At 66.2% G+C, this 24539-nt stretch carries 25 protein-coding genes, 1 tRNA gene and 1 rRNA gene; 4 read left to right on the top strand and 23 right to left on the bottom strand.

The genetic code is table 11. The features are described 5' to 3' along the window. Positions 1–43: 43 nt before the first annotated feature. On the bottom strand, positions 44–2335 hold the full coding sequence (gene secA2, locus V6D40_RS00135) for an accessory Sec system translocase SecA2 (protein WP_334265007.1): 2292 nt from the start codon (positions 2333–2335) through the stop codon (positions 44–46). A 110-nt stretch (positions 2336–2445) separates the two neighbouring features. On the opposite strand from secA2, the gene V6D40_RS00130 reads away from it, so the two are divergent. From V6D40_RS00130 to V6D40_RS00120, 3 genes are read left to right on the top strand one after another with little or no spacing between them, the layout of a single operon-like run. Next, a complete protein-coding gene (locus tag V6D40_RS00130; RefSeq protein WP_334265006.1) occupies positions 2446–3675 on the top strand; it encodes a bifunctional alpha/beta hydrolase/OsmC family protein in 1230 nt (409 codons plus the stop codon). After that, positions 3676–4041 carry a YchJ family protein gene (locus tag V6D40_RS00125; protein ID WP_334265005.1) on the top strand — a complete coding sequence of 122 codons (366 nt, stop codon included), beginning with the start codon at positions 3676–3678 and terminating at the stop codon, positions 4039–4041. 2 nt (positions 4042–4043) lie between these two features. Beyond that, entirely contained in the window at positions 4044–4403 is a 360-nt protein-coding gene (locus V6D40_RS00120; protein WP_334265004.1) for a VOC family protein, read from the top strand. Positions 4404–4424: 21 nt separating this feature from the next. Here the strand turns inward: V6D40_RS00120 and V6D40_RS00115 are convergent. The 3 genes from V6D40_RS00115 to V6D40_RS00105 all read right to left on the bottom strand — a co-directional run bounded on the left by V6D40_RS00115 (position 4425) and on the right by V6D40_RS00105 (position 6467). Further along, positions 4425–4498 (bottom strand) — tRNA-Pro (locus V6D40_RS00115). A gap of 48 nt (positions 4499–4546) precedes the next feature. Further along, the gene (locus V6D40_RS00110) at positions 4547–5509 is read right to left on the bottom strand and encodes an alpha/beta hydrolase family esterase (RefSeq protein ID WP_334265003.1); all 963 of its coding nucleotides are present in this window, start codon (positions 5507–5509) and stop codon (positions 4547–4549) included. Between the two features lie 19 nt (positions 5510–5528). Further along, entirely contained in the window at positions 5529–6467 is a 939-nt protein-coding gene (locus V6D40_RS00105) for an alpha/beta hydrolase family esterase (RefSeq protein WP_334265002.1), read from the bottom strand. Between the two features lie 45 nt (positions 6468–6512). Between V6D40_RS00105 and V6D40_RS00100 the strand changes: the two genes are divergently transcribed. Further along, complete coding sequence (locus V6D40_RS00100) at positions 6513–7313, top strand: class I SAM-dependent methyltransferase (protein ID WP_334265001.1); 801 nt, start codon at positions 6513–6515, stop codon at positions 7311–7313. Here the strand turns inward: V6D40_RS00100 and V6D40_RS00095 are convergent. The 19 genes from V6D40_RS00095 to rrf all read right to left on the bottom strand — a co-directional run. Beyond that, entirely contained in the window at positions 7298–7918 is a 621-nt protein-coding gene (locus tag V6D40_RS00095) for an alpha/beta hydrolase family esterase (protein ID WP_334265000.1), read from the bottom strand. The genes V6D40_RS00100 and V6D40_RS00095 overlap by 16 nt on opposite strands. Next, complete coding sequence (gene der / locus V6D40_RS00090; protein WP_442891865.1) at positions 7918–9534, bottom strand: ribosome biogenesis GTPase Der; 1617 nt, start codon at positions 9532–9534, stop codon at positions 7918–7920. The genes V6D40_RS00095 and der overlap by 1 nt, the downstream gene beginning before the upstream one ends. After that, a complete protein-coding gene (cmk, locus tag V6D40_RS00085) occupies positions 9531–10235 on the bottom strand; it encodes a (d)CMP kinase (protein ID WP_334264999.1) in 705 nt (234 codons plus the stop codon). Before cmk ends, der begins: the two co-directional genes overlap by 4 nt. Continuing rightward, complete coding sequence (locus tag V6D40_RS00080; RefSeq protein WP_334264998.1) at positions 10236–11168, bottom strand: pseudouridine synthase; 933 nt, start codon at positions 11166–11168, stop codon at positions 10236–10238. 53 nt (positions 11169–11221) lie between these two features. Further along, positions 11222–11761 carry an SMC-Scp complex subunit ScpB gene (gene scpB, locus V6D40_RS00075; protein ID WP_334264997.1) on the bottom strand — a complete coding sequence of 180 codons (540 nt, stop codon included), beginning with the start codon at positions 11759–11761 and terminating at the stop codon, positions 11222–11224. Positions 11762–11785: 24 nt separating this feature from the next. After that, positions 11786–12586 carry a segregation and condensation protein A gene (locus V6D40_RS00070; RefSeq protein WP_334288633.1) on the bottom strand — a complete coding sequence of 267 codons (801 nt, stop codon included), beginning with the start codon at positions 12584–12586 and terminating at the stop codon, positions 11786–11788. Beyond that, the gene (locus V6D40_RS00065; RefSeq protein ID WP_334264996.1) at positions 12586–13470 is read right to left on the bottom strand and encodes a ParA family protein; all 885 of its coding nucleotides are present in this window, start codon (positions 13468–13470) and stop codon (positions 12586–12588) included. The genes V6D40_RS00070 and V6D40_RS00065 overlap by 1 nt, the downstream gene beginning before the upstream one ends. A gap of 79 nt (positions 13471–13549) precedes the next feature. Further along, positions 13550–14560, bottom strand: coding sequence for a hypothetical protein (locus V6D40_RS00060; protein WP_334264995.1), 1011 nt, complete (start codon positions 14558–14560; stop codon positions 13550–13552). Positions 14561–14587: 27 nt separating this feature from the next. Then, positions 14588–15493 carry a site-specific tyrosine recombinase XerD gene (gene xerD, locus V6D40_RS00055; protein ID WP_334264994.1) on the bottom strand — a complete coding sequence of 302 codons (906 nt, stop codon included), beginning with the start codon at positions 15491–15493 and terminating at the stop codon, positions 14588–14590. A 16-nt stretch (positions 15494–15509) separates the two neighbouring features. Next, positions 15510–16163 (bottom strand): NUDIX hydrolase, encoded by a 654-nt coding sequence (locus V6D40_RS00050; RefSeq protein ID WP_334264993.1) that lies wholly within the window; start codon positions 16161–16163, stop codon positions 15510–15512. Beyond that, complete coding sequence (locus tag V6D40_RS00045; RefSeq protein WP_334264992.1) at positions 16153–17010, bottom strand: copper transporter; 858 nt, start codon at positions 17008–17010, stop codon at positions 16153–16155. The genes V6D40_RS00050 and V6D40_RS00045 overlap by 11 nt, the downstream gene beginning before the upstream one ends. A gap of 24 nt (positions 17011–17034) precedes the next feature. Further along, positions 17035–18204 carry a putative cytokinetic ring protein SteA gene (gene steA / locus V6D40_RS00040; RefSeq protein WP_334264991.1) on the bottom strand — a complete coding sequence of 390 codons (1170 nt, stop codon included), beginning with the start codon at positions 18202–18204 and terminating at the stop codon, positions 17035–17037. Between the two features lie 61 nt (positions 18205–18265). Continuing rightward, positions 18266–19996, bottom strand: a complete 1731-nt coding sequence (gene recN / locus V6D40_RS00035) for a DNA repair protein RecN (RefSeq protein WP_334264990.1) — start codon at positions 19994–19996, stop codon at positions 18266–18268. After that, on the bottom strand, positions 19996–20925 hold the full coding sequence (locus V6D40_RS00030; RefSeq protein ID WP_334264989.1) for an NAD kinase: 930 nt from the start codon (positions 20923–20925) through the stop codon (positions 19996–19998). Before V6D40_RS00030 ends, recN begins: the two co-directional genes overlap by 1 nt. Beyond that, positions 20925–21752, bottom strand: coding sequence for a TlyA family RNA methyltransferase (locus V6D40_RS00025; RefSeq protein WP_334264988.1), 828 nt, complete (start codon positions 21750–21752; stop codon positions 20925–20927). Before V6D40_RS00025 ends, V6D40_RS00030 begins: the two co-directional genes overlap by 1 nt. A gap of 6 nt (positions 21753–21758) precedes the next feature. Beyond that, a complete protein-coding gene (locus V6D40_RS00020; RefSeq protein ID WP_334264987.1) occupies positions 21759–21905 on the bottom strand; it encodes a hypothetical protein in 147 nt (48 codons plus the stop codon). Positions 21906–21911: 6 nt separating this feature from the next. Next, positions 21912–22895: an HAD-IIA family hydrolase gene (locus V6D40_RS00015; protein WP_334264986.1), complete on the bottom strand. Its 984-nt coding sequence runs from the start codon at positions 22893–22895 to the stop codon at positions 21912–21914. A 14-nt stretch (positions 22896–22909) separates the two neighbouring features. Then, entirely contained in the window at positions 22910–23584 is a 675-nt protein-coding gene (locus tag V6D40_RS00010) for a hypothetical protein (RefSeq protein WP_442891864.1), read from the bottom strand. An 846-nt stretch (positions 23585–24430) separates the two neighbouring features. Next, a 5S ribosomal RNA gene (gene rrf / locus V6D40_RS00005) occupies positions 24431–24539 on the bottom strand; the annotation flags it as partial.

Genomic DNA, 24539 nt, shown 5'->3' with positions numbered 1-24539 from the left:
TAGTCGTTGGCCATAATACCGGCTCGCGCGCTTCACCGTGAAGCTAGCGGAAAATGTTGCCGATCCCCGAGATCACGGAATTGCCCGAACCGGCGAGCGGGTTGTCGGAGACCATGTAGGTCCACGTGGAGCTCGGCCGCTTCCACCCGGCGTCCGCCAAGTGGGCTCCGCCCTCGTCGACGTCGACGGTCTGGAACGTCTCCCCCGCCAGGTCCACCGCGCGGTTAGCCAGATCTTTGAACTCGCGCACAGCAATACGGTGGTACTCGTCGATCGGCGTTTCGCGCGCGATAGCGCGAAGGTGGATTGACTCGCGCACGTCGTCCATCAGCGCGAGGTACTCCGACCACTCATCGTCCAAGTGAAACAACATGATGTCGCGGGCGGCCTGCTCAACCACCTCGCGGGGCAAATGGTCAAGCTCCGCCGCGCGCTGCGGGTTGCGCTGGGCGAGCTCCCGCCAGGCAGCGTCGGTGTCCAGCAGCGCCGCACGTCGCTCGTCGAGGATCTCGCGGTGATCCGCCAACAGCTTGTTGTACTTCCACGTCTGCGAATGGATCTCGAGCAGCTGGCCTTCGGTCACTCGCTGGCAGTGCTCAATGAACTGGCGAATACGGTTGGAGTCGATTGCGCCGTCGGCGTCCGGGCGCGCGGTGACTTGCTCGTCGGCGCCGCCAACTTTGACAATGTCGTCCTCGAGCGAGACGAAGAAAACACTCAAGCCCGGGTCGCCCTGCCGGCCGGCGCGTCCGCGGAGCTGGTTGTCCAGGCGCGCTGTGCGGTGTCGCGCGGTGCCGATGACCGCGAGCCCGCCGAGCGCGGCGACCTCGTCGTGGTCGCGCTCGTCGGCGCCGCCGAGGCGGATGTCGGTGCCGCGGCCGGCCATCTGGGTGGACACGGTGACGCGGCCGGTGTCGCCGGCTTCAGCGATGATGCGCGCCTCCTCAGCGTCGTTCTTGGCGTTGAGGACGTTGACCTCGATGCCGCGGGCCTGAAGCGCCTCGGCCAGCGCCTCGGATTCCGCCACATCGTGGGTGCCCACCAGCACCGGTTGGCCGGTCGCGTGAATGTGCGCGATTTCTTCGACGATAGCGGCGTTTTTCTCCCCCATCGTGGCGTAGACGCGGTCGGCCTCGTCGAAGCGGACGAGCTCGTTGGCGCGGTCTATGACCGAAACGTGCAGGCCGTAGAACGAGCGCAGCTGGTCTGTCGCTTCGACCGCGGTGCCGGTCATGCCGCAGACGACCGGGTAGCGGCGCATGAGCGCCTGCAGGGTAATGGAATCCAAGATGCGGCCGCCCTCGGACACCGCGAGGCCTTCCTTCGCCTCGACCGCGGCTTGGAGGCCGTCGGGCCAGCGCTGCAGTTCGGCGACGCGGCCGCGGGAAGCGTCGACGAGCGCGACCTTGCCGTCGGCGACGATGTAATGGACGTCCCGGATAAGCAGCGCTTTGGCGTGAAGCGCCAAGTTCACGCGAACCAAGGTGGTGCCGATGTGCTCGTCGGAGTACAGCGAATCAATGCCGAGCAGCCGCTCGATCTTCCCTGCGCCGTCATCGGTGAGGAAAACGTTGCGGCCGTCAGCGTCGATTGTGTAATCGGTGCCCTCGGCGAGTTGGGCCACGGCGGCGGTGATCTGCCCGGCCGCCTGTTGAGTGCCCTCGGAGCCGGCGAGGACGAGGGGAACCAACGCTTCGTCCACAAGCACGGAGTCTGCCTCGTCGACCAGCGCGACATCGGCAGGAAGTTGCACCGTCTGCTGCCTGTTGGTGATCTGGTTGTCGCGCAGGTGGTCGAAGCCGATCTCTGTGACAGGGGCGTACACCACGTCGCAGGCGTAGGCCGCAACCCGCTCGTCTCGTGCGGAGGCCTCCGTCACCGCGGCCACGCTGAGCCCGAAGAACTCCACCAGCGGGCGCATCCAGGCGGCGTCGCGCTCAGCCAAGTAATTGTTCACCGTGATCAGGTGCACCCGTTTCCCCGTCAGCGCGTACCCGGTGGCGGCCATGGCGCCGACCAGCGTTTTGCCCTCACCCGTGGCCATTTGGATCACGTCGCCCTCGAGCAGGCGAAGCACCGCCTGGTTCTGCACCTCGAAGGGCACCAACCCGATTGTGCGCGAGGAGGCCACCGACAGGCCCGCCAAGAACCGGGGCTTATCCGAGATCTCGCCTCCGGCCACGGTTTCGCGCACGGTGGCGGCCAACGCTGCGTCGTCAAGCTGCTCTAGCTCCGGGATCAACCCGTGCGCCGCCGCGACAACCCCCTTCGATTTCTTGTTGTTGCGCTCGGAGGACGAGCCCATGGCCTTCCAGAACCAGTCGAATGCGCCCATCGTGCGTGCCGTCCTTTCGTCGTGCGTGCCGCGCGGGGTGCGTGCGCGTCATTCCCACCATGGTAAGTCGAGGCGCAACGCATCTCGCAACGTGCTTTATTCTTAGCCGTATGCAGTCACTGAACGTGAAAGTGCCGTCGTCCAACGGCACGATGTTGGCAGCCACGATCGACCGACCCGACGCTCCAGCGCAGGCCTACGCCATTTTCGCCCACTGTTTCGCCGGGTCGCGTCACACCCCGGCAGCGTCGCGCATTGCAAAACGGCTCACGGAGCACGGCATCGCCACGCTGCGCTTCGACTTCCCCGGCCTGGGCCAGTCCGAAGGCGAGTTCAAAGACACCTCGTTTACCCAGAACGTCGACGACATTGTCGCGGTTGCGCAGTGGATGGACGAGCACTTCACAGCCCCGCAGCTCATCATGGGCCACTCCCTCGGCGGTGCGGCGACGCTGCAGGCAGCCACCCGCCCGGAGCTGAAGAAGATGATCAAGTGCGTGGCCACGATCGGTGCCCCGTTCGACCCGGCGCACTCGGTGCTGCACTACGCCGACAAGATCGGCGAAGCAGATACCAACGGCTCGGTGCCCGTTGTGCTGGGAGGGCGTGAACTGATCATTTCGCGCGAGTTCTTGGAGGACCTCGCCGTAACCAACCCTGAGACGTACCTGCCGAAGCTCCGCAAGCCGCTGTTGCTAGTGCACTCCCCGACCGACGTCACCGTCGGCATCGACAACGCACAGACCATTTTCCAGCTCACCCGCTACCCCAAGTCGCTGATGGCGCTGGACAAGGCCGACCACCTGCTGACCCGTGAAGGCACTGCGCAGCGCGCCGCGGACATCATCGGCAGCTGGGCGAAGCAGTACATCGTGCCGGAATTCATCGCGGAAGAGACCGGCGACACCAACGCAATCTCTTACACCGCGCGCGGCACGAAGTACGGCGACGTCGTGCGAACCTCGGGCCGCGCCATCACCACCGACCGGCCGAAGAACAGCGGCGGCAAGGGCCAGGGGGTGACCACCACCGGCCTGTTCATGTCCGCGCTCGCAACGTCGTGCTCCCAAGCTGTCAGGGAAGCTGCCAAGGGCATGCCGCTTGACGACGTCCGCGTTGAAGTCTCCCACAACGGCGACGGCACCTTCACGCGCGAGATCACGCTCTACGGCGACGTGACCCCTGCCCAGGCTGAGACACTTCGCGCCGCCGGCGCCGCGTCCACGGTCGACGGCTACGTGGAGAAAAACGCTGTGGAGACCACGGTGTCCACAGCGACCATTGCCGAGCGCCGCGCGAGTAACCGCGCCGCCGGCAAGGCCCACATTTCGAAGCGCTAAGTGGCGGGCGAAAACGTGTCCTGCCCGTGCGGGAGCGGCTTTGCGTACAAGCAGTGCTGCGGAAAATACCACGCGGGCGCCGCCGCGCCCACAGCCGAGGCGCTGATGCGCTCTCGCTACACCGCTTTCGTGGTGGGCGACGCAGATTACCTGCTGCGCACCTGGGCGCCCGAGACGCGGCCCGCCGCACTTGAGATCAGTCGCGGTGGCGAGCCGTTCACCCGCTTGGTGATTCTGGGCAAAACCGGGGGCGGGTTGTTCGACTCCGAAGGGTATGTCGAGTTCGCCGCCTACTACCCCGGCGGCGTGCAGCGGGAGCGATCCCGTTTTGAGCGCCGCGCGGGCGCGTGGGTGTACGTTGCGTAACTGTGAACCGCGAACTCGTCTTCATCGTCTACGCTTCCGATATCGACGCTTCGGTTGCCTTCTACCGCGACCTTCTAGGCCTCGACACCGACTTCGTTTCCCCCCGCTACGTCACGTTCGCGCTCGCTGAAGGCGTGTCCCTCGCCCTGTGGACGGGAAGCGCCGATTCGCTGAACGAAGCCACCGCTCGGACTGCAGAGGTGTGCTTGAACGTCCCCGCCGGAGAGGTCGCCGCCATGTTTGACCGCTGGAAGGAGCAAGGCGTGACCGTGCTGCGCGAGCCGTACGAGGAAGTGTTCGGCACGACCTTCGTCGTTGCTGACCCCGACGGAAACCCGGTTCGCGTCGCACCCATCGACTAAAGCCCCCGGAAAAGAAAAATGTCGGACTGACAGGATTTGAACCTGCGACCCCCACACCCCCAGTGTGGTGCGCTACCAAACTGCGCCACAGCCCGATCGCTGCTTTCGCAGCTCCGCCAGATTACACCACTGTGAGCACTTGACTAAAACCCGCTGGTTGCGGCACTGGTGGACGGGACGCCAAAAAACTCGAGCATCGTGCGGGTGGCAAATCCGGAGGGCACCGTTGTGGAGGGATCCTTGCCGCCGCCGGGCCACACGTGGGCGCCGCCGACGATGCGGTAGTGCACCAACCCCGCGTCGCAGCCAACCCAACGCTGCTCCACCATGTCGTTCGAGACAATCCTCTCAACCGGCTGGGGATCGCACCGGTTGCGCTCCGCGGCGTCGCTCATGAGCTCTGCCGTCGAGTCGTACACGTGGTTGTGGCGGCTACCACCGGCGTACGCGATGACCGGGTCGGCGGTGCCGTGGAAGTCGATGTGCTTCATCGGGATCATCGAGCACCCCTCTGAGACCTTTTCGTAAAAGGCGCCCGCAACCGTTGCGACGGCGGTGAACTCTTGTGGACGCTGGCAGCCGAGGTACGCCGCGAAGCCGCCGCCGTTGGACAACCCCGCGGCGAACACCCGTGCGCGGTCGACTGAAAAGTCGTGGGTGAGCTGGTTGAAGGCGGCGTCGACAAACGCCAAGTCCTGCTCGCCGGACGTCGCAGCGTAGGGAGCCGGCGCCCACGCGTTGTCCACCCCCTGCATGTAGGCAACCAGCGCGTCAGCGGCGTCGAGGCCGGAGTACTCGCGGATGGTTGCTGCCTCCTCCAGATAGCCGTGGAAGACAAAAATGACCGGCAGCTTCGAGCGCTGCTCGGCACCCGCGGGAACGTGGAGGATGAACTCGCGCCTGTGCCCACCGGCGTCGACCACGCGGTGCTGTGTCGCCTGCGGACTCCACGCGGCGGTGTCGGCGGCGGGCGGCGCCGGGGAAACAGCCGCGTCAGTCAACCGCTCCAGCGAGTCCGGCTGATCGGCGGAATTCGCGCACGCGGCAACGGCGCCCGCGACCAGCACCAAGCCGGCCGCGGCACTCAAAAGACCCCGTAATTGCACCCGGATAGAATAGTGGAGATTATTCGAAGTCGGGCAGCTGGGCGTAGGTGTCCTCGATGCCGAAGAACTTAATCACTCTGCCGGTGGTGTCGAACGGCATCCGCGAACTAGGCGTCGCCCACGCGTGCCCCCACTCAGTGATCTTGACGTACTCGACGCCGTCGTTGCCGTTGCGGATCCGGAACGCCTCGAGCACCTTCTCCACCGGCAGCACCTCGTCGGTGCCGCCCGGCGGCTCCGGGACGGGCGAGGTGTAGCCCGTGGTGGGGACCTTCTTGTCGTCGGCGCCGTGCATCATGAGCAGCGGGATGGGCAGGCCCGTGCGCAGATCCTCTTCCGGCGTGCGCACCGCGGCGCCCACGATCGCTGCGGCAGCGAACTTCTCGGGGTAGGTCGCGGCCAGGTAGGCGGCGAACCCGCCGCCGTTGGAGAACCCGGTGATGTAGACCCGCTTCGGGTCGATGCCATATTCCTTCACCGCCTGCGCGATGATCGCGTCGACGAACTTGGCGTCCTCCTCGGGTGAGGTGTCGGCGTACCAAGCCGGCGCCCACGCTTGCTTCGGCTCCGCGTGCAAAGATGTCTTCTTCGCCACGCCGTCCGGGTACACGACCACTGCCTGCGCGCGTTCGAAATGGCTGGATTTGTGGAAGTTCTTCGCAGAGCTGGTATGGCCGTGGAACGCGATGATCAGCGGCAGATCTTTTCCGGCGGCGTCCTCGGGCGCGAACAGGAGGTACTCGCGGTCGCGCTTGTCCACCTTGACGGTGTGGCGGTAGTCCCTCTCCTTCAAGGGCTCCGCTGTCGCGGGCGCGGTCGTGAACGCGGCCGAAGTCTGCGCCGGCAGGGGTTGCACTTCCTCCGCCTGCTGCACATCGTCCAGGCGCGAGGAGGACCACGGCATGTCGCACGCGGTCAGGCTCGCCGCGGCGAGCGCCGAGGCAACAATCAGTGACACCGCCCTTTGCATAGGTGTCAGGCTACACGGCTAGATTTGCATGCTGTGACCACGGACCCTCGCCAAGCTACCCCGCGCAACTTCAAGCCGAGCGCGAAGGACGCGCCGGCTTTCCGCGACGCTGCCGCGAGGCAGTTCACTGCCGGGGCGTTTACCCGCGGCGCCGACACGTACGACGAGGTTCGCCCTTCCTATCCGCCCGAAGTCGCCGAGCTGATCGCCGGGCGCTCGCACGTCCTCGACATCGGCGCGGGCACAGGCAAACTCACGGAGGCACTGGTGGCACCCGGCCGCCGGGTGGTGGCCGTCGAGCCCTCGCACAACATGTCCCAGGTGCTCGCGGCCCGGTTGCCGGAGGTTGCGGTGGTTGAGGCAAAAGCAGAGGCACTGCCGCTTGCCGACGCCACCTTCAACGCCATCACCTGCGCCCAAACATGGCACTGGCTCGATGTCGGCGCCGCAAGTGGAGAAGCCGCGCGAGTCGCCGCACCTGGCGCCTCGCTTGTACTGTGCTGGAACACGCTCGACGTCACGCACCCGTGGGTGCTGCGGTACTCCCGCATTAGCCACTCAGGTGATGTGCACAGGGAGGGGTTTTACGCGGACGTCGGCAAGCAATGGCTCCTCCAGCGCGAGTTGCGGACGAAGTGGATCCAGCCTGTCACGCCTGAGGCGCTGGAGGCGCTCGCGCGGACGCGCTCGTACTGGCTGGGGGCTTCCGGCGCGACGCGCGCGAAAGTGGCCGACAACTTGCGCTGGTATCTGTACGACCGGCTCGGGTTCGCGCCGGGCCAGCTTCTGCCGCTGCCCTACCGCACCGACGCGTTTGTCTACAAGCTCGCCTGAATGCCGAAGAACTTGAGGATGGTGGCGGTGGTCTCCGGCCGCCACTCATGGCCCATGCGCTCGACGGGGATGTGCTCTGCCCGGGCGCGGCCCGCGTTTCGGCGGGTGAAGGCTTCCGTGACAGCCACCGCGCCGTAGGTGGTGTCGTCCTGCTCACCGCTGTACGGCGAGCGGGTCTCGCCGGCGTAGGGCACGACATCGTCCCACGTGCCGTGGATGTTCAAGTAATCTACGGCGTTGGGCGTGGCGGCGATCTCATCCGGCGTGGTGCGCACCGCCGCCGATACAGATGCGACGCCGGCGAAACGCTCGCCCAGTGTGCTCATCGTGCTCAGCGACACCGCAAGCCCGCCGCCATTTGAGAAGCCCACCAGGTAGATGCGCGCCGGGTCGGCTTCGTGGTTGGCCACCAAACCGTCCACAATCTCGCCGATGCGAGCCGCATCCTGCTCGAGCGTGGTCGCGGCGTACGGGGCCGGCGACCACGCTAGCCCCTTCCCCGTCGGCGCGGAGATCACCGCGTCGGCCCTGGTGAGACCGGTCGCCTCAGCAAAGTCGGGCCCGTTGTCGCCCTTGCCGTGCAGCGCGATGATGGCGGGGCGCACTAGCCGCGCCGCCTCGGGTTTCGCTCACGCACCCGCACCGCGATCCGGATCGGGGTGCCGTGGTAGCCGAACTGCTCGCGGAACTTACGCTCCAGGTAGCGGCGGTAGCCGGCGTCCAAGAACCCGGTGGTGAACAGGATGATGGTCGGCGGGCGTGTCGTCGCCATCGTGGCGAACAGCAGCTTCGGCAGGCGGTTGTTCTTCATCGGCGGCGGGTTGGCGGCAATCGCCTCGCGCAGCCAGTTGTTCAGCTGGCCGGTGGAGATGCGCTTGTCCCAGTTCTCCAGCGCCTCCGCCATCGCCGGCTCAAGGCGGTGCAGGCCGCGGCCCGACTCCGCCGAGATGTTGATCTTGGTCACCCAGCTCAAGTGGCCGATCATCTCTTCAAACTCGCGGTCGAAGTAGTACCGGCGGTCCTCGTCCATCAGGTCCCACTTGTTGAAGCAGATCACCATGGCCTTGCCGGCCTCGAGCACCATGGAGATCACGCGCTGGTCCTGCTCCGAGATCTCCTGCGAGGCGTCGATGACCACCACGCACACCTCGGCAGCTTCGATCGTGCCGCGAGTGCGGAGGGAGGCGTAGTACTCGTGGCCCTGGGCGTTCTTCACCTTCTTGCGAAGACCCGCTGTGTCGATGAAGTTCCAGAGGTTCTCATCGAGCTGGATCAGCTCGTCGACTGGGTCGACCGTGGTGCCGGCAGCGTTGTCCACCACCGAGCGGTTCTTCTTCGACAGCTTGTTCAGAAGGCTGGATTTGCCCACGTTCGGTCGGCCGACAATAGCCACGCGGCGCGGGCCGTCGGTGATCGAGTTCGCGGCGCGCGGGACGTCGGGGAACAGCCTGAGCACCTCATCGAGCACGTCCGCACCGCCGCGGCCGTGCAGTGCGCTGACGGGCCACGGGTCGCCGAGGCCCAGCGAGTAGAACTCGGCCACGTCGCCCCACTGCGACTCGGACTCGAACTTGTTCGCCACCAGGATCACCGGCACCTCGGAGCGCTGGAGGTTGCGCGCCATCACGGAGTCAGTTTCAGTGATGCCGGTGTGGGAGTCGACCACCATGACGATGACGTCGGCGGTTTCCATCGCGGCCTCGGACTGGTGCGCGATCGCCGCGTGAATGCCCTTGGCATCCGGGTCCCAGCCGCCGGTGTCCTGCACCCAGAAGCGGCGCCCGCCCCAGTCGGTGAGGTAGCTGACGCGGTCGCGGGTCACACCGGGGTGGTCCTCCACCACGGCCTCGCGGCGGCCGATGAAGCGATTGACCAGTGTCGACTTACCCACGTTCGGCCGTCCCACGATGGCGACGGTCGGCAGCGCCTCCTCGACCACATCCGGGCGAGACACGCCGTACGCGCGCTCGATCTCGGCCCACTCCTCGTCGGTGTACTCCGCGTCGTCGTCGCCGGCATCCTCGCCGAAGTCGGGGTCACCAAAGTCGGCATCGTCGAAATCTTTGGGGTCGAAATCGGGGTCGTAGAACTCCGCGTCGCCGACGCCGAGGTACTGCTCCTCAACATCGTCGTACCCGGAGGCGTCAATACCCGGCTGAAAGAACTGGGTCTCCTGCTCGTCAGTGTCGTTGACGCGCTCGTTGTCGCGTGAGTCGCTCACTTGGCGCTCCTTTCAATCAGCTCGATCAGTGCCTCCAGCACGTCCTCGCGGGACATGTCGGAGGTGTCGATGATCACGGCGTCGTCGGCCGGCTTCAGCGGGCTTGCGGCGCGCGAGGAGTCGAGCTCATCGCGGCGTTGTACGTCGGCCAGCACGGTGTCAAAATCCGCCTCGCGGCCGGCGGCGATGTCCTGGTCGTAGCGCCTCTTCGCGCGCACTTCGGCGGAGGCGGTCATGAAGGCTTTCGCGGGGGCGTCGACAAGCACGACGGTCCCGATGTCCCTTCCCTCCACGATCGCCCGGTGGGCATCGCGCGCGAGGTTGCGCTGAAGCGCCACCAAGTTCTCGCGGACCTGCGGGATGGCGGAGACCGCCGAGACGTTGCGTGTGACTTCCGGGCCGCGGATCTCACCGGAGACATCCTCGCCGCCGAGCAGCACCTCGGTGGAATCCGGGTCGTCCGACACAGTCAGGGGCAGCTCGCGGGTCACGGCAATCACCTCGTCGGTCGATTGCGGGTCCACGCCGGCGCGCAGCACCGCCAGCGTAGCCACGCGGTACATGGCGCCGGTGTCGATGTACTTCGCGTCCAGCCGCTTGGCCAAGGCGCGGCACGTGGTGGACTTGCCGGTCCCGGAAGGCCCGTCGACCGCGAGAATCAGCCCGCCTTCTGGCATGTTGCTCACGTTGAGGTCAGCCATTTACATCTCCACCGCCTTGTACAGCGAGGCGAGCTCGCTGGAGTTCAGCGCGCGCATGGAGCCCGGCTTCATGTCGCCCAGCTGCACTGTGTGGACCTTGGTGCGCACGAGGCGCTGCACCGGGAAGCCGGCTTCCTTCAGCATGCGGCGCACGATGTGCTTGCGGCCCTCGTGCAGTTCGACGCGGACCAGAGACTGGCCGTTGTGCACGTCCACGATCTGGGCGTAGTCGGCTTTCGCGATACCGTCGTCAAGCTCAATGCCCTCCCTGAGCTTTTTGATCAGGTCCTGCTTCGCCTCACCGAGCACCGTGGCCAGGTAGGTCTTCGCAATCTCGTATTTCGGGTGCGTCAGCCGGTTGGCCAGCTCGCCGTCGTTGGTGAGCAGGAGCAGCCCCTCGGTGTCCGCGTCGAGGCGGCCCACGTGGTAGAGCCGCTGGCCGGATGCCGTGCGTTCCGCCAGGTAGGAGCCGACGGACGTGCGGTCCATCTCGTCCTTCATCGTGGTGTGGACACCGCGCGGTTTGTTGAACGCGAAGTATTCCAGTTCCTCGTTGACGTTGATGCGCGAGCCGTCGACGCGGATCACGTCGACGTTCGGGTCGACGCGCGTGCCCTGGACGGTGACGGTTTCGCCGTTGACCGTAACGCGGCCCTGGTCAATCATCGCCTCCGCGTGTCGGCGGGATGCCACGCCCGCCTGGGCGAGCACCTTCTGCAGGCGTACGCCGTCGGTGTTTTTCTTGCGGGCCTTCGTGTCTTCGTCGTCCCACCAGTTGTCGGCCAACGGGTGGTCGTCTTCGTTTGCGGCACTTGCGGCGCGGCGCTTTTCCACGTCTACGTGCTGTTTGCGCGCCGGCTTCGCGTAGGAGATGTAGAACGTTTCGTCCTTATCCCTTTCCGGTGTGCCGTCGCGGCGAGCGGGTGGAGTCATCGAAAAATCATCCTTTCAATTGTTGCGGCACGAGCCTACCAGCGTTCTCGCGCTTACCAGGCATCCTCGATTGCGTCGACCTCAGGCAGCAGCGGCGCCAGATCCGGCAGGCGCTCCAGCGAGTCGATACCGAGCAGTTCCAGAAACAGCTCGGTTGTCACGTACCGGTGAGCACCGGTTGCTTCGTCTGGCTCGACCTCGGCGATCAGACCGCGGAGCGCCAGCGTGCGCATCACGCCGTCGACGTTGACACCGCGCACTCCAGCGACCTGAGCGCGGGTGACCGGCTGCCGGTACGCCACCACAGCAAGGGTCTCCATCGCGGCGCGGCTCAGCTTGGTCTGCGTGCCGTCCAGCACAAACGCCTCCACCGCCGCGGCGTTCTCCGGCCGCGTGTACAGCCGCCACCCTTCTGCGGTCTCGCGCAGGTCGATGCCGCTGCCCCGCTGGTCCAGCTCGGCAGCCCAAGAAAGCAGTTGCTTATCGACGTCCCCCCGCTCCACCCCAAGCGCCCCCGCGATGTCCTCTGCGTGCACGGGGGTATCCACGACCAGCATGATCGACTCGATCTGGCTGCGCAGCTGCGACACCATCTCCACGATTGAAATGCGCCTCCCTTACTCCCAGTTGCCCGCGGCTACAACCGCCGGGTCCACCTCAACGCCCGTCCACGCTACATCTAGCGGACCCAGCGGCTCGTCCTGCTGCGTCTCCACAGCCCGGGCCTTGTACAGCTCGAGCAGCGCTAGAAAAGAGCCGACAACCTCCATCGAGCGCTTGCATTCGCGCGTCAGTGTCGCAAACGAAAGCCACTCGTTCGCGCCGGCGCCGCGCAGCACGTCGAGCATCCGCCCAGCCTGCGCCGGCACCGACACCGCAACCTCGTGCAGGTGGTCGGTGCGCACTTCATCTGGCGGACGGGGCCGGAACACGCCCGCCGCGAGCTGCGCGAATGTCGCGGGCGTGTGCCCGAGGCGCACCGGCGGCAGGGCCTGGGCGAACTGGGGCTCCATCGACACAGCCCGCGGGTAACGGCGCTGAGCAAGCGTTTGCCACTGAGAGAACTGGTCTGCCACCTGCTGGTAAGCGCGGTACTGCAGCAGCCGGGCGAACAGCAGATCGCGGGACTGAAGCAGCTCGAGATCCTCAATCTCGTCCTCGTCGCCGCGCGGCAAAAGGCGGGCGGCTTTCAAGTCGATCAGCGTGGCGGCAACGAGGAGGAACTCCGTGACCTCGTCGAGCTGGGCTGTCTCGCCGAGCGCCTTGGTGTAGGCGATGAACTCGTCGGTGACTTCTGCCAGCGCAACTTCCGTCACGTCCAGCTTCTTGGCGTTGATCAGGGACAGCAGCAGGTCGAACGGGCCCTCGAAGTTCGCCAGCGCGAGGCGGAAGCCGGTGATCTCCGGCTGCTCCCCGATCACCGCTCGATGCGTTCCATGACCTCGAGGGCCAGGTTGCGGTACTGCTCCGCACCCTGAGAGCTCGGCGCCCACGTGGTGATCGGCTCGCCCGCCACCGACGTCTCCGGGAAACGCACGGTGCGGGTGATGACGGTGTCGAAGACCCGGTCGCCGAACACCTCGACCACCCGCTCGATCACCTCGCGCGCGTGGGTGGTGCGGCGGTCGAACATGGTGACCAAAATGCCGACGATGTCGAGGTCGAAATTGATGCGGTCGCGCACCTTTTCCACCGTGTCCGTGAGCAGCGCGAGGCCGCGAAGGGAGTAGTACTCGCCCTCCATCGGGATGATCACGCCCTGCGACGCCGCCAGCGCGTTCACCGTGAGCAAGCCGAGCGACGGGCCGCAGTCGATGAAGATGTAGTCGTAGTCGTCTCGCACCGGGCGCAGCGCACGGGCGAGCGTGTGCTCGCGGCCCACCTCGTTGACCAGCTGGATCTCCGCGGCGGAGAGATCGATGTTGGCGGGCACAAGATCCAGCCCGGAAACCTTCGAGTGCTGGATCGCCGCGTGGATCGACGCGGTGGTGTCGAAGAGCAGATCGTAGACCGTGACGTGCTCTTCGTCTTGGGTGATGCCGAGGCCCGCGCTGAGTGCGCCTTGGGGGTCAAGGTCGACCAGCAGCACCTTGCGCCTCTGCTCCACGAGCGCCGCGCCCAAGTTAATAGTGGAGGTGGTTTTGCCCACCCCACCTTTTTGGTTGACCATCGAAATAACTTTGGCGGGTCCGTGCCGGTCAAGTTCCTTCGGTGCGGCGAATTCGCGGTACGGGCGCCCAGTCAAAAACGTCTTGTTCTCTTGGGCGTTAAACAACGCGCCGTCCGCAGGTGTCTCCGCCATCGCCGATCCTTACACTTCATCCCGCCTGAACACTTGACGCCCCCATCTTACAACGGTGGCATTTCGCGCGTAGCCTCTGCTACGCCCGCGCGCTGCCCCGGCGCCGCAACCAGGCGATCACCAGCGCAATCAACGTCAACAGCGCGACGCCGCCGATCGCGAGCGGCACAACAGACCGCCCCGAGTCATGTTCATGGCCTTGACTATTCTGCGCTTGACCTTCGGCAGCTGCGTCCGCGTACGGGTTGTTCTCCGGTGCTGCCGGCGCAGCTGTCTCGGCGTTGGTGGCGGTGATGACAGCGATGAACTCCGCCTTGCCGTTTCGGTTAACCTCCATGATGAACGGGCTGTCGGGCGTTTCGCCTTCCGGGTAGATCAGGGTGAGCCTGCGGGCCGCGACCTCCACGTCCCGGGTGACTCCTTCGATAATCTGGCCGTCGACGTCGAGGTAGCGCAGCTTCGCGCCCTCGCGGTCGGTGCTGGCGTACTTCGCCAGACCCGCGGCGCGCGACAGCGGCACAGTGACCACAAGGCGGTTGCCTTCTATCACCCCGTCGAAGTAGAACTTCTTCGCTGCCGCGGTGTCGGCGGGCTCGGCCTTCGACCGCGGCGGGTGCGGCGCCGCAGGCGCTTCGTCGTCGGCTGCCTCCCGCTGCTGCGGTGCCTCCGACGGCGCAGGCGCAGCTGGCGCAACCGGCGCAGCAGACCCCGCATCCTCAATCTCGTCCAGGGTGGTCGACTCCGAGAATCCAACAGCGATCAAGTTGATCGTCGCGTCGAAGCCGAAAGCGCTCGCCGGGACCTGGGCGGTCGCACCAGGGGTATCCGGCGCTGTGACGGTCACGGAAGTGCCGTTCGCGTTGACCTCCCAACCACCCGAGTTGTAGCTGACGTTGACCGGGACGCCGACATCGACGGTGGTCGTCTCCCCTGCGCGCACGCTGACTGGAGACGGGATCATGTCGCGGACGGTCTGCGGATCGAGCCCACCTGGCAGCTGCGCATGCGCCGGGCCAATGGGTGCAGTGAGCATAACGGCGGCCGCGCCCGCTGCGGTGATACCGAGGGCAGTTTTTCGCAAGATCAACACCGCGCCAACTGTACAGCGTTGCCCCACCTACGCCCGGGGGTGCGCCTCCGCCCAGACTTCGCGCAAGTTGTCGGCGGTGATGTGAGTGTAGATCTGTGTCGTGGTCACTGAGGCGTGGCCGAGGAGCTCCTGGACCGTGCGGACGTCTGCGCCGCCTTCGAGCAGGTGGGTGGCAAACGAGTGGCGCAGCGTGTGCGGCGAGATGTCTTTAGCAATTCCTGCGCGGTCGGCGGCTTGCTTCAACGCGGTCCACGCGCTCTGGCGGGAAAGGGCACCTCCGCGGGCGTTGAGGAACAGCGCGTGGGACTTGCCCGTCGCCAGCACGGGGCGCGACCGCACCAGGTAAGCGCCGATCGCATCGCGGGCGTGCGACCCGAGTGGCACCAAACGCTGTTTGTTGCCCTTCCCCCTCACCGCGATCACGCCCCCGGTGTCGACCGCATCGTCGACCACGAGCGCGAGCACCTCGGAGACGCGCGCGCCGGTGGCGTAGAGCGTTTCCAAAAGCGCGCGATCGCGCAGGCCCAGCGGCGTTTCAGTCGAGCACGATTCGATGAGTCGGGCGACCTCGTCGACGGTGAGGGTATCCGGGAGCTTCTCCCCCGCGGCCGGCGGGGAAACCTCAGCGGCGGCGTCGGCAGGCAGCACGCCCTCTGCGACGCCGAACTTGTGCAGCCCTCGCGCCACTACCAACGCGCGCGCGGCTGAGGACGCGGCGAGCGGGCGGGCGGTGTCGCTGCCGCGGCGCAGGTCGGCGACGTACGCTTCGAGGTGCTGCGGGGTGACGTCCTCGATGCGGTCGATTCCGGCGCCCGCGAGCCAATTAACGTAGCGCTTTAAGTCGCGGTCGTAGTTGCTCACCGTGTTGTCCGAAAGCCCCCGCTCCACCACGAGGTGGACGTGCCACCGGTGCGCAAGATCTGCTGGGCGCATCTGAAAAACCCCGGCCTTAGCGCTGGATCTTCTTCATGTCCGGCGCAACACCAGCTGCTTGCCTGCGCCGCGCGAGCGACTCCGGCCGCAACGCAAACGGTTCGCGCACATCGCGCGGCTGCGCGCGGCCCGCCTCGACCTCGGCGGCAGCCAGGATGCCGGCGACGGCGATGGAGTTCACGATCTCGCCGCGCATCACTTTCGCGCGCGCCTCGTCGAGGGCGATCCACTGAAAACCCATGTCGGCCTCCTCGTCCTCCGCATCTGGGCGCTCGATGTCGCGCAGATCGCGGGCGATGAAAACGCGGACCGCCTCCTCGGCGAACCCCGGCGACGTGACCAGGTCCACCAGCACCGCCCAGTCGCCGGCGGCAAGGCCGGCTTCCTCTTCCAGTTCCCGCTGAGCGGTGGCGAGCTCCTCCTCGCCGGCGATGTCCAAAATGCCGGCGGGCAACTCCCACAAGCGGCGGCCGACCGAGTGGCGGTACTGCTCCACCATGGCGACGCGGCCGCTGCTATCGATCGCGACAACCGCCACGGCGCCGAAGTGCTCCACGATCTCCCGGTCGGCTTCCTTGCCGCCCGGCATGGTCAGGGTGTCGCGGCGCAGGGCGATAATGGGTGCGTCGACAAGCAGTGTGCTTTGGGTGACCTCGAAGTTATGCGTCATGCTCCGATGGTACGTCGGCCAGCTCGCCTGCCTGCAACACTGTGCGGATCCGGCCAGCTTCCGTGTCGGCGAAGCTGACGGTGCGGGCTTCGCCAAGCTGCGGCAGCGACCCCTGGCCCGTCGCGACGGTCGGCGCGCCGCTGCCGAGCGCTGCGGTAAAATCGCTGAGCACCTTGGCGGTGAACGCCTCGCCGTCACCGGTGGGTTCCGCGCTGAGGTCGAGCTCGTCGGCCGCGACCAGCACAATCACGTCCGCCGGCACGATTTGGCCGCGCAGTTCCACAAAACCCGCCTGCTCCAGAGCTTCCAAAACCAGCGCGCGGTCGTCGGCGGAAGCTGTCGTCAGCGCCGCGGCGAGCGACTCGCCCGCGTGGGTGCCGGGAGCGCGGTTGTCCTCCGACAGCTGCGTACCCGCGGGCAGGGTGGACGTGATGATGGTCGCCAGCTCGTCTACGGCCGACATGTCCGTGAACTTCTCCGTTAACCGAACGCCGCCTGAGTTCGACGCCCCAGCTGCGTTCGCCTTCCACCGCACAGCCGCGGCGTCCTCGTCGGTGGCGCTGGCGGTGCGGATAATCGTGACCGCGACGCCGTCAAGCACCCCGTCCACCATGGCGTCGCCCTCGCTGGCGAGCAGATCGTTCGCGTCGGCGACCTGGTCGTCCGCAAACGCGTTGCTCTCGGCGGCGTCCGCCTTGCTCGACTGCGCCGGAGTGGTTGCGGGACGGCCGCCGGACACGTCGTCCATCGCAGGCGCGACTAGCAGTGCGCCCAGCGCGACGCCCGCGGCAACGCCCCAACCCAAACCGGCGGCGACAAGTCCCGAACTGCGTGCTCCTTGACCCATGCGTCTCTCGCCCTCCCTACTTGCCTACTTGAACCAGCTCTGGACCCGCGCCACGACGGCGTCCCACGTGTTCACCAGGTTGTCGGTGAACGTGTCGCTGCCGCCGAGGCCCACAATGACCACGACCGTTGCTGCGGCGACCAGCAGGCCCAGGATTGCCCAGGCCCACGCCACACCGCCGCCTCCGGTGTTGACGGCGTAGAGGTTTTCGATAACCGTCGAGTCCACCATCTTCCGGCCGGCCTTAAGCCGGGTGATTAGAGCCGCCGGCTCGGCCGCCGCCGGGTCGGCGAAGATCGTGTCGAGTTCCACCGGCTCGCCGACCGTGATGATGGTTTCCGCCTCGTGGAACGCGGCGAGCAGGATAGCCAAGTCGGTGGCAGACTCGCCGGCGGCCGGGAACGTCATCGCGCCCACACCGAGATCCTGAATCCGCTCCAGGCCCGGGGCGTAGCCGTCCGTTTCCGCGGGCAGGATAACTTTCGCGTCGCCGCGCAGGCTTTCTGACGACACCTCAGTCGGGTTAGCCACAATAAAGTCGAGCTCGTATCCCGCCTTCACCACCTCGTCGGCGGCGCTGCCCACGCCGATGATGACCGGGGTGAACTCCCTGATGAAGTTCTTCAACCCGTTCAGGCGCTCGCGGGTGTCCGCGCCCGGGGAGACAACCACCACTTTGCGATCGGCCATGACGTCGCCTAAGTCGGGGGCGCCGATGGCGTCGGTAAGCAGCGGCGCCTCGGACTGAATGAACTGGGTTGCGTTGCCGAAGTAGGCTTCCATCGTGTCCACCAGGGAGCGCTGCGCGTCCGCGAAGGTGGCGTCGAGCTCCGCGCGGTCAACCGGTGCGGCCTGGCCAATGAGTTTCTTGCCCACGGTGATCTGCCCGTCAGCGTCCACCGCGACCTTCTTGCCGTCGCGGATCAACCCGCGAAGTTCCGTGCCTGCGCCTTCGAGCAGGGCGATGCCGGCGTCCAGCAGCAAGTGCGGGCCGTAGTTCGGCACCGCACCCGATGAGAAGCGCGCGAGGTTGACAACGGCCGCGGGTCTGGCGGCCGCGAGCTGCTCCGCCAGGCGGCGGGTCATATCCGGCGCGTCCACGAACGCGATGTCGCCTTCGCGCATTCGGCTCATGCCCTTGCCCTGCGGCGTGCAGTCGCGCAGCGTGCCTTCGAAGGTGGTCGAGACAGTCATACCGGCCATTGTGCACCGTGACCTGCCTGAACTTAGGAAGGCGCGCGGGAGGGGTGGGCAGCTAGCTACGCAGCCGCGCGCGTTCCTCCTGTGCGCGGGTGAGCAACTCCGCGGCGTGAGCGCGCCCCGTATCGGAATCGTCCAAGCCCGCCATCATGCGGGCGAGCTCTTCCACGCGCTCGTCCCCGCTTAGCGCACCGACACCGGAGGTCACCGCCTCATCGCCAACGTGCTTCGACACGTGAAGGTGCGTGTCGGCGTAGGCGGCGACCTGCGGCAGGTGAGTGACCACAATGACCTGGTTGTTCGCCGCCAACCTGGAAAGGCGCCTGCCGATCTCGACTGCGGCGCGCCCCCCGACACCGGCGTCGACCTCGTCGAACACCAGTGTCGCTCCGCCGCTGGATCCGGCCAGGATTACCTCGAGCGCGAGCATCACGCGCGACAGCTCGCCGCCCGACGCGCTTGTGGCCAAGGGCTTCGGCTCGAGCGCCGCGTTCGGCGCGAGACGAATCTCCACCGCGTCCACGCCGTCTTTGCTAAAGTCTGCGCGCTCCACGTGCACGGCGAGCTTGGCCTTCGGCATCGCCAGCCCGTGCAGCTCCTCGGTCACGGCGTTGCCGAGCGCCGCCGCCGCGTTCTCGCGTGCGGCGCTGAGCGTCTCAGCGCGTTGCCGCAAGAGTTTCTCGAGCTGGGCGACTTGCTTTTTCAGCTTATCGACGGCCCCCTCACTCACATCAATCTTGCCCAGCCGCTTCGCCGCCTTCTCACGCCACGCGAGCACCCCGGAGGCGTCGGGCGCGTACTTTCTCGTCAGCGATTTCAACTCCTGCTGGCGCGTCAGCAGCGCATCCAGTTCGTCGGGGTCTGCCGGTAAATCGGCGAGGTAGGTTCCGAGTTCAACCGCTACGTCGCCAAGCACGCTGCTCACCTCACCCAAGCGTGAACCCAGCTCCTGCAAGCTGGTGTCGCTCGACTGCTGCAGCGCGCTCGCCGCCTGGCCGATGAGCGCCGTTGCCGCCAGCTCGTCGCCGGCGGCCGCGCCGCCGGCCGCCTCAGGACCGTCGATCGCGGCGAGGGCCTCGGCCGCGGCCTCCCGCAACGCGTCTACATCCTGCAGCCGGTTAATCGCCGCGACCAGCTCGGTGTCCTCCCCCTCCTGGGGCGCGACCGCGTCGATCTCCTCCAGCGCGAACCGGAGGCGGTCGACCTCCTGGGCGAGCTCGAGCTTGCGCTCGGTGCGCTCCTTGAGCTCGCGCGCGGCTTTGCGCCACTCGGTGTACGCCTCGCGGTACTCCTTCAGCGCCGGCGCGATCGCCGGATCGAATCGGTCGAGCGCGGCCAACTGCTGGTCCGGCGACATGAGACGAAGCTGATCGTTCTGGCCGTGAATAGTCAAAAGCGGCTCGGTGAGCTCTGCAAGCGTGGCAGCCGGCACAGTGCGGCCGCCCAAGTGAGCTTTCGAGCGCCCCGAGGCCTTTACCGACCGCGTGACCACGTACTCGCCGTTCTCGTCTGTTGCGGCACCCGCGGCCTCGGCCACGTCCGCCACACGTTGCGACTGGGTCGTGTGCAGGCCCTCGGTGGAAAATGACCCTTCCACGACGGCTTCGTCAGCGCCGCTGCGAACGCGCGACGCATCGGCGCGTCCGCCGGTGAGCAGCCGCAGCCCAGTAACCACCATCGTCTTACCGGCGCCTGTTTCGCCGGTCAGCACCGTCAACCCGGGCGCCAGCTCAGCCGACGCCGCCGGGATGACACCCAAGTTGCGGATTGAAATTTCTGCGAGCACTACGTGTACCTGGGTCCTCGCCAGCCGGCAACAGGAAGTTGGAACTTCCGGACCAACCGGTCCGTAAACGGTTTGCGGTCCAAACGGACCCATTTGACAGGCCGCGAACCGCGGATGACCTCGAGGCGGGCGCCGGGCGGCATCTCGATTTTGCGGAAACCGTCCATCACCGCCACAGCGGCGCTCGACGTCGCTTCATTCTCCACAGCGACTGTCGAGCGCGGCGATACCACCATCGGCTTGGTGAACAGCGCGTGCGCGTTGTTCGGCACGACCAGGATCGCGTCCAAGGCCGGCCACATCACCGGGCCGCCGGCGGAAAACGCGTAGGCAGTCGACCCGGTCGGCGTGGAAACTAGCACCCCGTCGCACCCGAAGGACGACACCGGGCGGAAATCTACCTCCAAAATCGCGTCGAGCACCTGAGTGCGGTCTATGTTCTCCACACTGCACTCGTTCAGCGCCCACCCGCGCCCGATTTCCGTGCCGTCGGCGTCGCGCACCTGCACGTCAATCGTCATCCGGTCTTCCACGGTGTACGTCTTGTTCACCACTGTATCGATCACCGACTCAAGGCTGTCCACCTCGCCCTCCGCGAGGAACCCCACATGCCCCAGGTTGATGCCGAGCACCGGCACGTCCTGCTCACGGGCCACGCCGGCGGCTCGCAAAAACGTCCCGTCGCCGCCCATCACCAGAACAAGCTCGCACCCCTTCGCAGCTGCCGGCCCCGGCGTAACGCGCTCAAGGGTGCTTAAGACCGGATCTTGCAGCGCCGGGTGCTCGGCGCTGTCACCCGATTGATCGAGTAGGCGCACGCGGATGCCTGCGTCACTGAGCAACCGAGCGGCGTGCGCGGCCGAGGAGATGTTGTCCGGCCGGTAAAAATGCGGCACCAACAGGACTTCGCGGGTTTGCGTCGCGTCCATCAATTCTGCGGTCCTTCCTGCACTGCCTCGCCCACCATCGCGGCGATCGAATCCTGGTCGATGGCGGCGGTTCCACCGTCTTTGACCAGCCACAGGAAGTATTCTACGTTGCCGCTCGGGCCGGGAAGGGGTGAGGCGGTGACGCCTTTCAGGCTCAGCCCCAACGTCTGCGCGAAGCCTGCCACATCGGCGGTCACCTCCGCACGCTGTTCAGCGGAACGCACAACGCCGCCGTGCCCGAGGCGATCCTTGCCCACCTCGAACTGCGGCTTGACCATCGGCAGTAAGTCCGCTCCGTCAGCCATGCACTCCGCAATGGCCGGGAGCACAAGCTTTAGCGAGATGAAGGAGAGATCCCCAACCATGACGTCGGCGGCACCGCCCATCATGTCCGGTGTGAGATGGCGGATGTTGGTGCGGTCAAGAACACGGACGCGTTCATCGTTCTGGAGGCGCCAGATCAACTGCCCGTAGCCGACGTCCACAGCCACGACTTCGCTCGCCCCGCGCTTCAGCAGCACGTCGGTGAATCCGCCTGTAGACGCCCCCGCATCAAGGGCTTTGCGGTCGTCGACACGCAAACCGGCGGCTTCGAACACCTCGAGCGCGCCGAGGAGTTTATGCGCTCCGCGAGATGCCCATTCATCGTCCGCGTTGGCGTTGACCTTGATCGAGACGTCCGGTTCCACAACGGTGGCCGGTTTAGTGGCGACAAAGCCACCCACTTCTACCAATCCGTCCTTGATCCACGATTGCGCCTGCTCCCGGGACCGCGCGATCTTCCTGCGCACAAGTTCCGCGTCGAGGCGGCGTCTTCCTGGTGCCATCGCGGGCTATCCGTTCTGCAGCGCGTCGTGAAGCAGCAGGTGTGCTTTCGAGAGACGCGCTGCCTCATTTGCGAGGTCATCGGCGGGTTCAGCCATCAGCTCCGCAAACTGCTCGCGCAATTGCTCCGCCGTAAGGATGTGCGGTTCTGTCATCGCCGATCACCACCACGTCGACGTCGCGGCCTCGGCGGCCTCGGAGTTTGGACGCACGAGGTTGGGCGGCGTATCCATCATCCAAGCGACTTCAAGCACCGTACGCAGCGCCTCCATGCTGGTAGCGCCATCGCGACCGTGGCTCAGCACAATGTCGTCGCCGTCGACGCGGGCGCCGAAACCACCCTGGCTACCGGGCTTCAGAGTCCCGGGATCAGCTTGGAGGGCGCGGAAATCCTCAGCCACATAGGTGGGCCGCTGTTCCTTCGGTGCTTCGATTAACGCTAGCGGTCCCGACACACCGGTCGACACGTGCAGGACAGGAATGCCCGCAGCGACGGCACCGGCGATGTCGGTATCTAACCGGTCCCCGACTGCGAGTGGCCGCGAGGAATTGATCTGGGACGCGCCCTGCAGGAACATCGCGGGCTCGGGTTTACCAGCGGCTTGCGGAGTCACTCCGGTAGCGGAGGTGACAGCTGCAACCATAGATCCGTTTCCCACCATCAAGCCGCGCTGCATCGGCAGCGTGGTGTCGAGATTCGACGCCAAGTAGGTCGCGCCGCGCTGGATCGCCAGCGCAGCTTCGGACAGCTCACGCCATCCGGTTTCGGGGTTGTGTCCGTGCAACACGACCTTTGGCTGCTCATCAGCGTTGTCTACGACGCGGTAGCCCGCTCGCGCCACAAGGTCGCGGAACGACGGCGCACCCAGCACGAGGACCGCGTCGCCGGGCGCGAGGTGATCGCCAGCGAGCTCAAGTGCAGCCTGGGCGGAAGTGACCACATCTGCTTCCGAAGCGTCTAAGCCGATCCCCCTCAGCATGCGGGCGACTTCATCCGCGCCTCGCGAGGCGTTGTTGGTGATGTAGAGCGCCGGTACCGCAGCACCGTTAATGGCCTCGACAGCGTGGGGAATGGCTTCGCCGCCTTCCCAGACGGTGCCATCAAGATCGAGCAGGAGTGCGTCGTGGTTACTGATGAGCGTCAACGTTTTGTAAACCCCTAATCCAGCTCGTCGATACGTTCTTCAGCGTCCGTCAGGCCATCCTCATCCAACTTGGCGGCGTGCTCGAACCACGTCTTCGCTTCGTCGCGGCGGCCAAGCGACAAAAGCGCGTCAGCGTATGCGTAAGACAACCGACCCTGGCTGTAGCCCTCAGATTCCAACGACGGATTCAGGCGCTCGAGAGTTGCGAGCGCGGACTCGTGTTGCCCAAGATCGTGACGAGCGCCGGCGAGCACGATTGCGAGCTCAATCCTGCCCTCTTCGTCCAGCTGTTCCGCTTCGGGAGTGCGGCCGAGCTCTAGCGCTTTCTCAGGCCTGCCCAGGCCACGCTCAGCGTCGGCCATGACTGCAAGCAATCCCGGGCCGCCACTCATGCGGCGGGCAGCGCGCAGCTCAGACAGCGCTTCCTTCCATTCGCCAGCGTGGTACGCGACGACGCCATTCGTCTCTCTCACGACGCCGACGCGCCCTGCGCGGTTCTTCGCAGCGCGGGCGTGTCTAAGTGCCAGTTGCGGATCGTCTTCAAGCAGATCAGAGGCCATAATCATGTGCTTTGCGACGCGGTCCGCATTGTCCTTCGACAGAACCCGCAGATCCTGGAGCACGGACGGGTCGAGCACAGTCACATCAATCTCGTCGGGCAAATCCGGCTCGGACAATCGGAGAGCCATGCGGTCTTCGCGGTACCCCTGACGGCGCGGGTTTGAGCGGTCATGACGCACCCGGTCGTCGTCTCGCCTGTCGCGTCCGCTGCGCTCGTCTCGCCCATCGCGATCCGGCCTGCGGCCGCGGCCCGGATTGCCCTGCTGGCCACTGCCGCCGCGGCGGCCATGGCTGTTGCCGCCACGGTTGCCACGGTTGTTGTGCTGCGGACGGTTGTCCTTTTCCGACATTGATGCCCTTTCGTTTGCGTTCCCACCATTATATGAACCGCCGTTGCGGGCGCATCGCCCACGCCTCAAAAGCCACTGGCGCCGGGCGCCTGCTGTTCAAGGCGGGCGCCTGGGTGCCGTCGCCCGCCGCTTCTCTTGCTGATAGCGGGTATCTCGGGGGTGGCTTCTTGTTTGTGCTGGTCGTAGTCCGGGGCCTTGGGAGTTATCCGCTGTTGGTGTGCGGGGTGTGTAGCTCCCCGGGGTTTCGGGGTGTTTGCGAGCTGGGGCTTTGCTGCTCGGTTCGTGGCTGTTTGTTGTTGGGGGCTACAGCAGCGCCCGGGGTGGCCGGGTGTGTCAGCGTTGCGGCCTGTATCGGGGCGGATGATAGATAGCGGATATGCGATGACGTACGCGTACGTCCGCGGTTGTTTATCCGCCTTCGGGTATCCGCCCCACTCTTGTGTGGTGTGGGGTTTGGGGTCAGCGTGGCACTGTCGGTACCGGTGGTGCCGGTGGTGGCGTTACCGGTGTGCGCCGCTGGCGTGACGCTGCTTGTGTGCGGGCATAATAAAGCACCCGATCTACCGGTTGTGGCCGGTGGATCGGGTGCTTTGTGTGTATTTTGTTGTTGTTTTGTTGTTGTTGGGTCGGCGGTAACCTACTCTCCCACACCCTCCCGGGTGCAGTACCATCGGCGCGGGCGGGCTTAGCTTCCGGGTTCGGAATGGGTCCGGGCGTTTCCCCGCCGCTATCA

Source organism: Corynebacterium sp. Marseille-Q4381 (assembly GCF_036881695.1).
GTDB lineage: Bacteria > Actinomycetota > Actinomycetes > Mycobacteriales > Mycobacteriaceae > Corynebacterium.
Note: the sequence above shows the minus strand (reverse complement) of the source record. Positions and strands in the feature narration are given on the sequence as shown.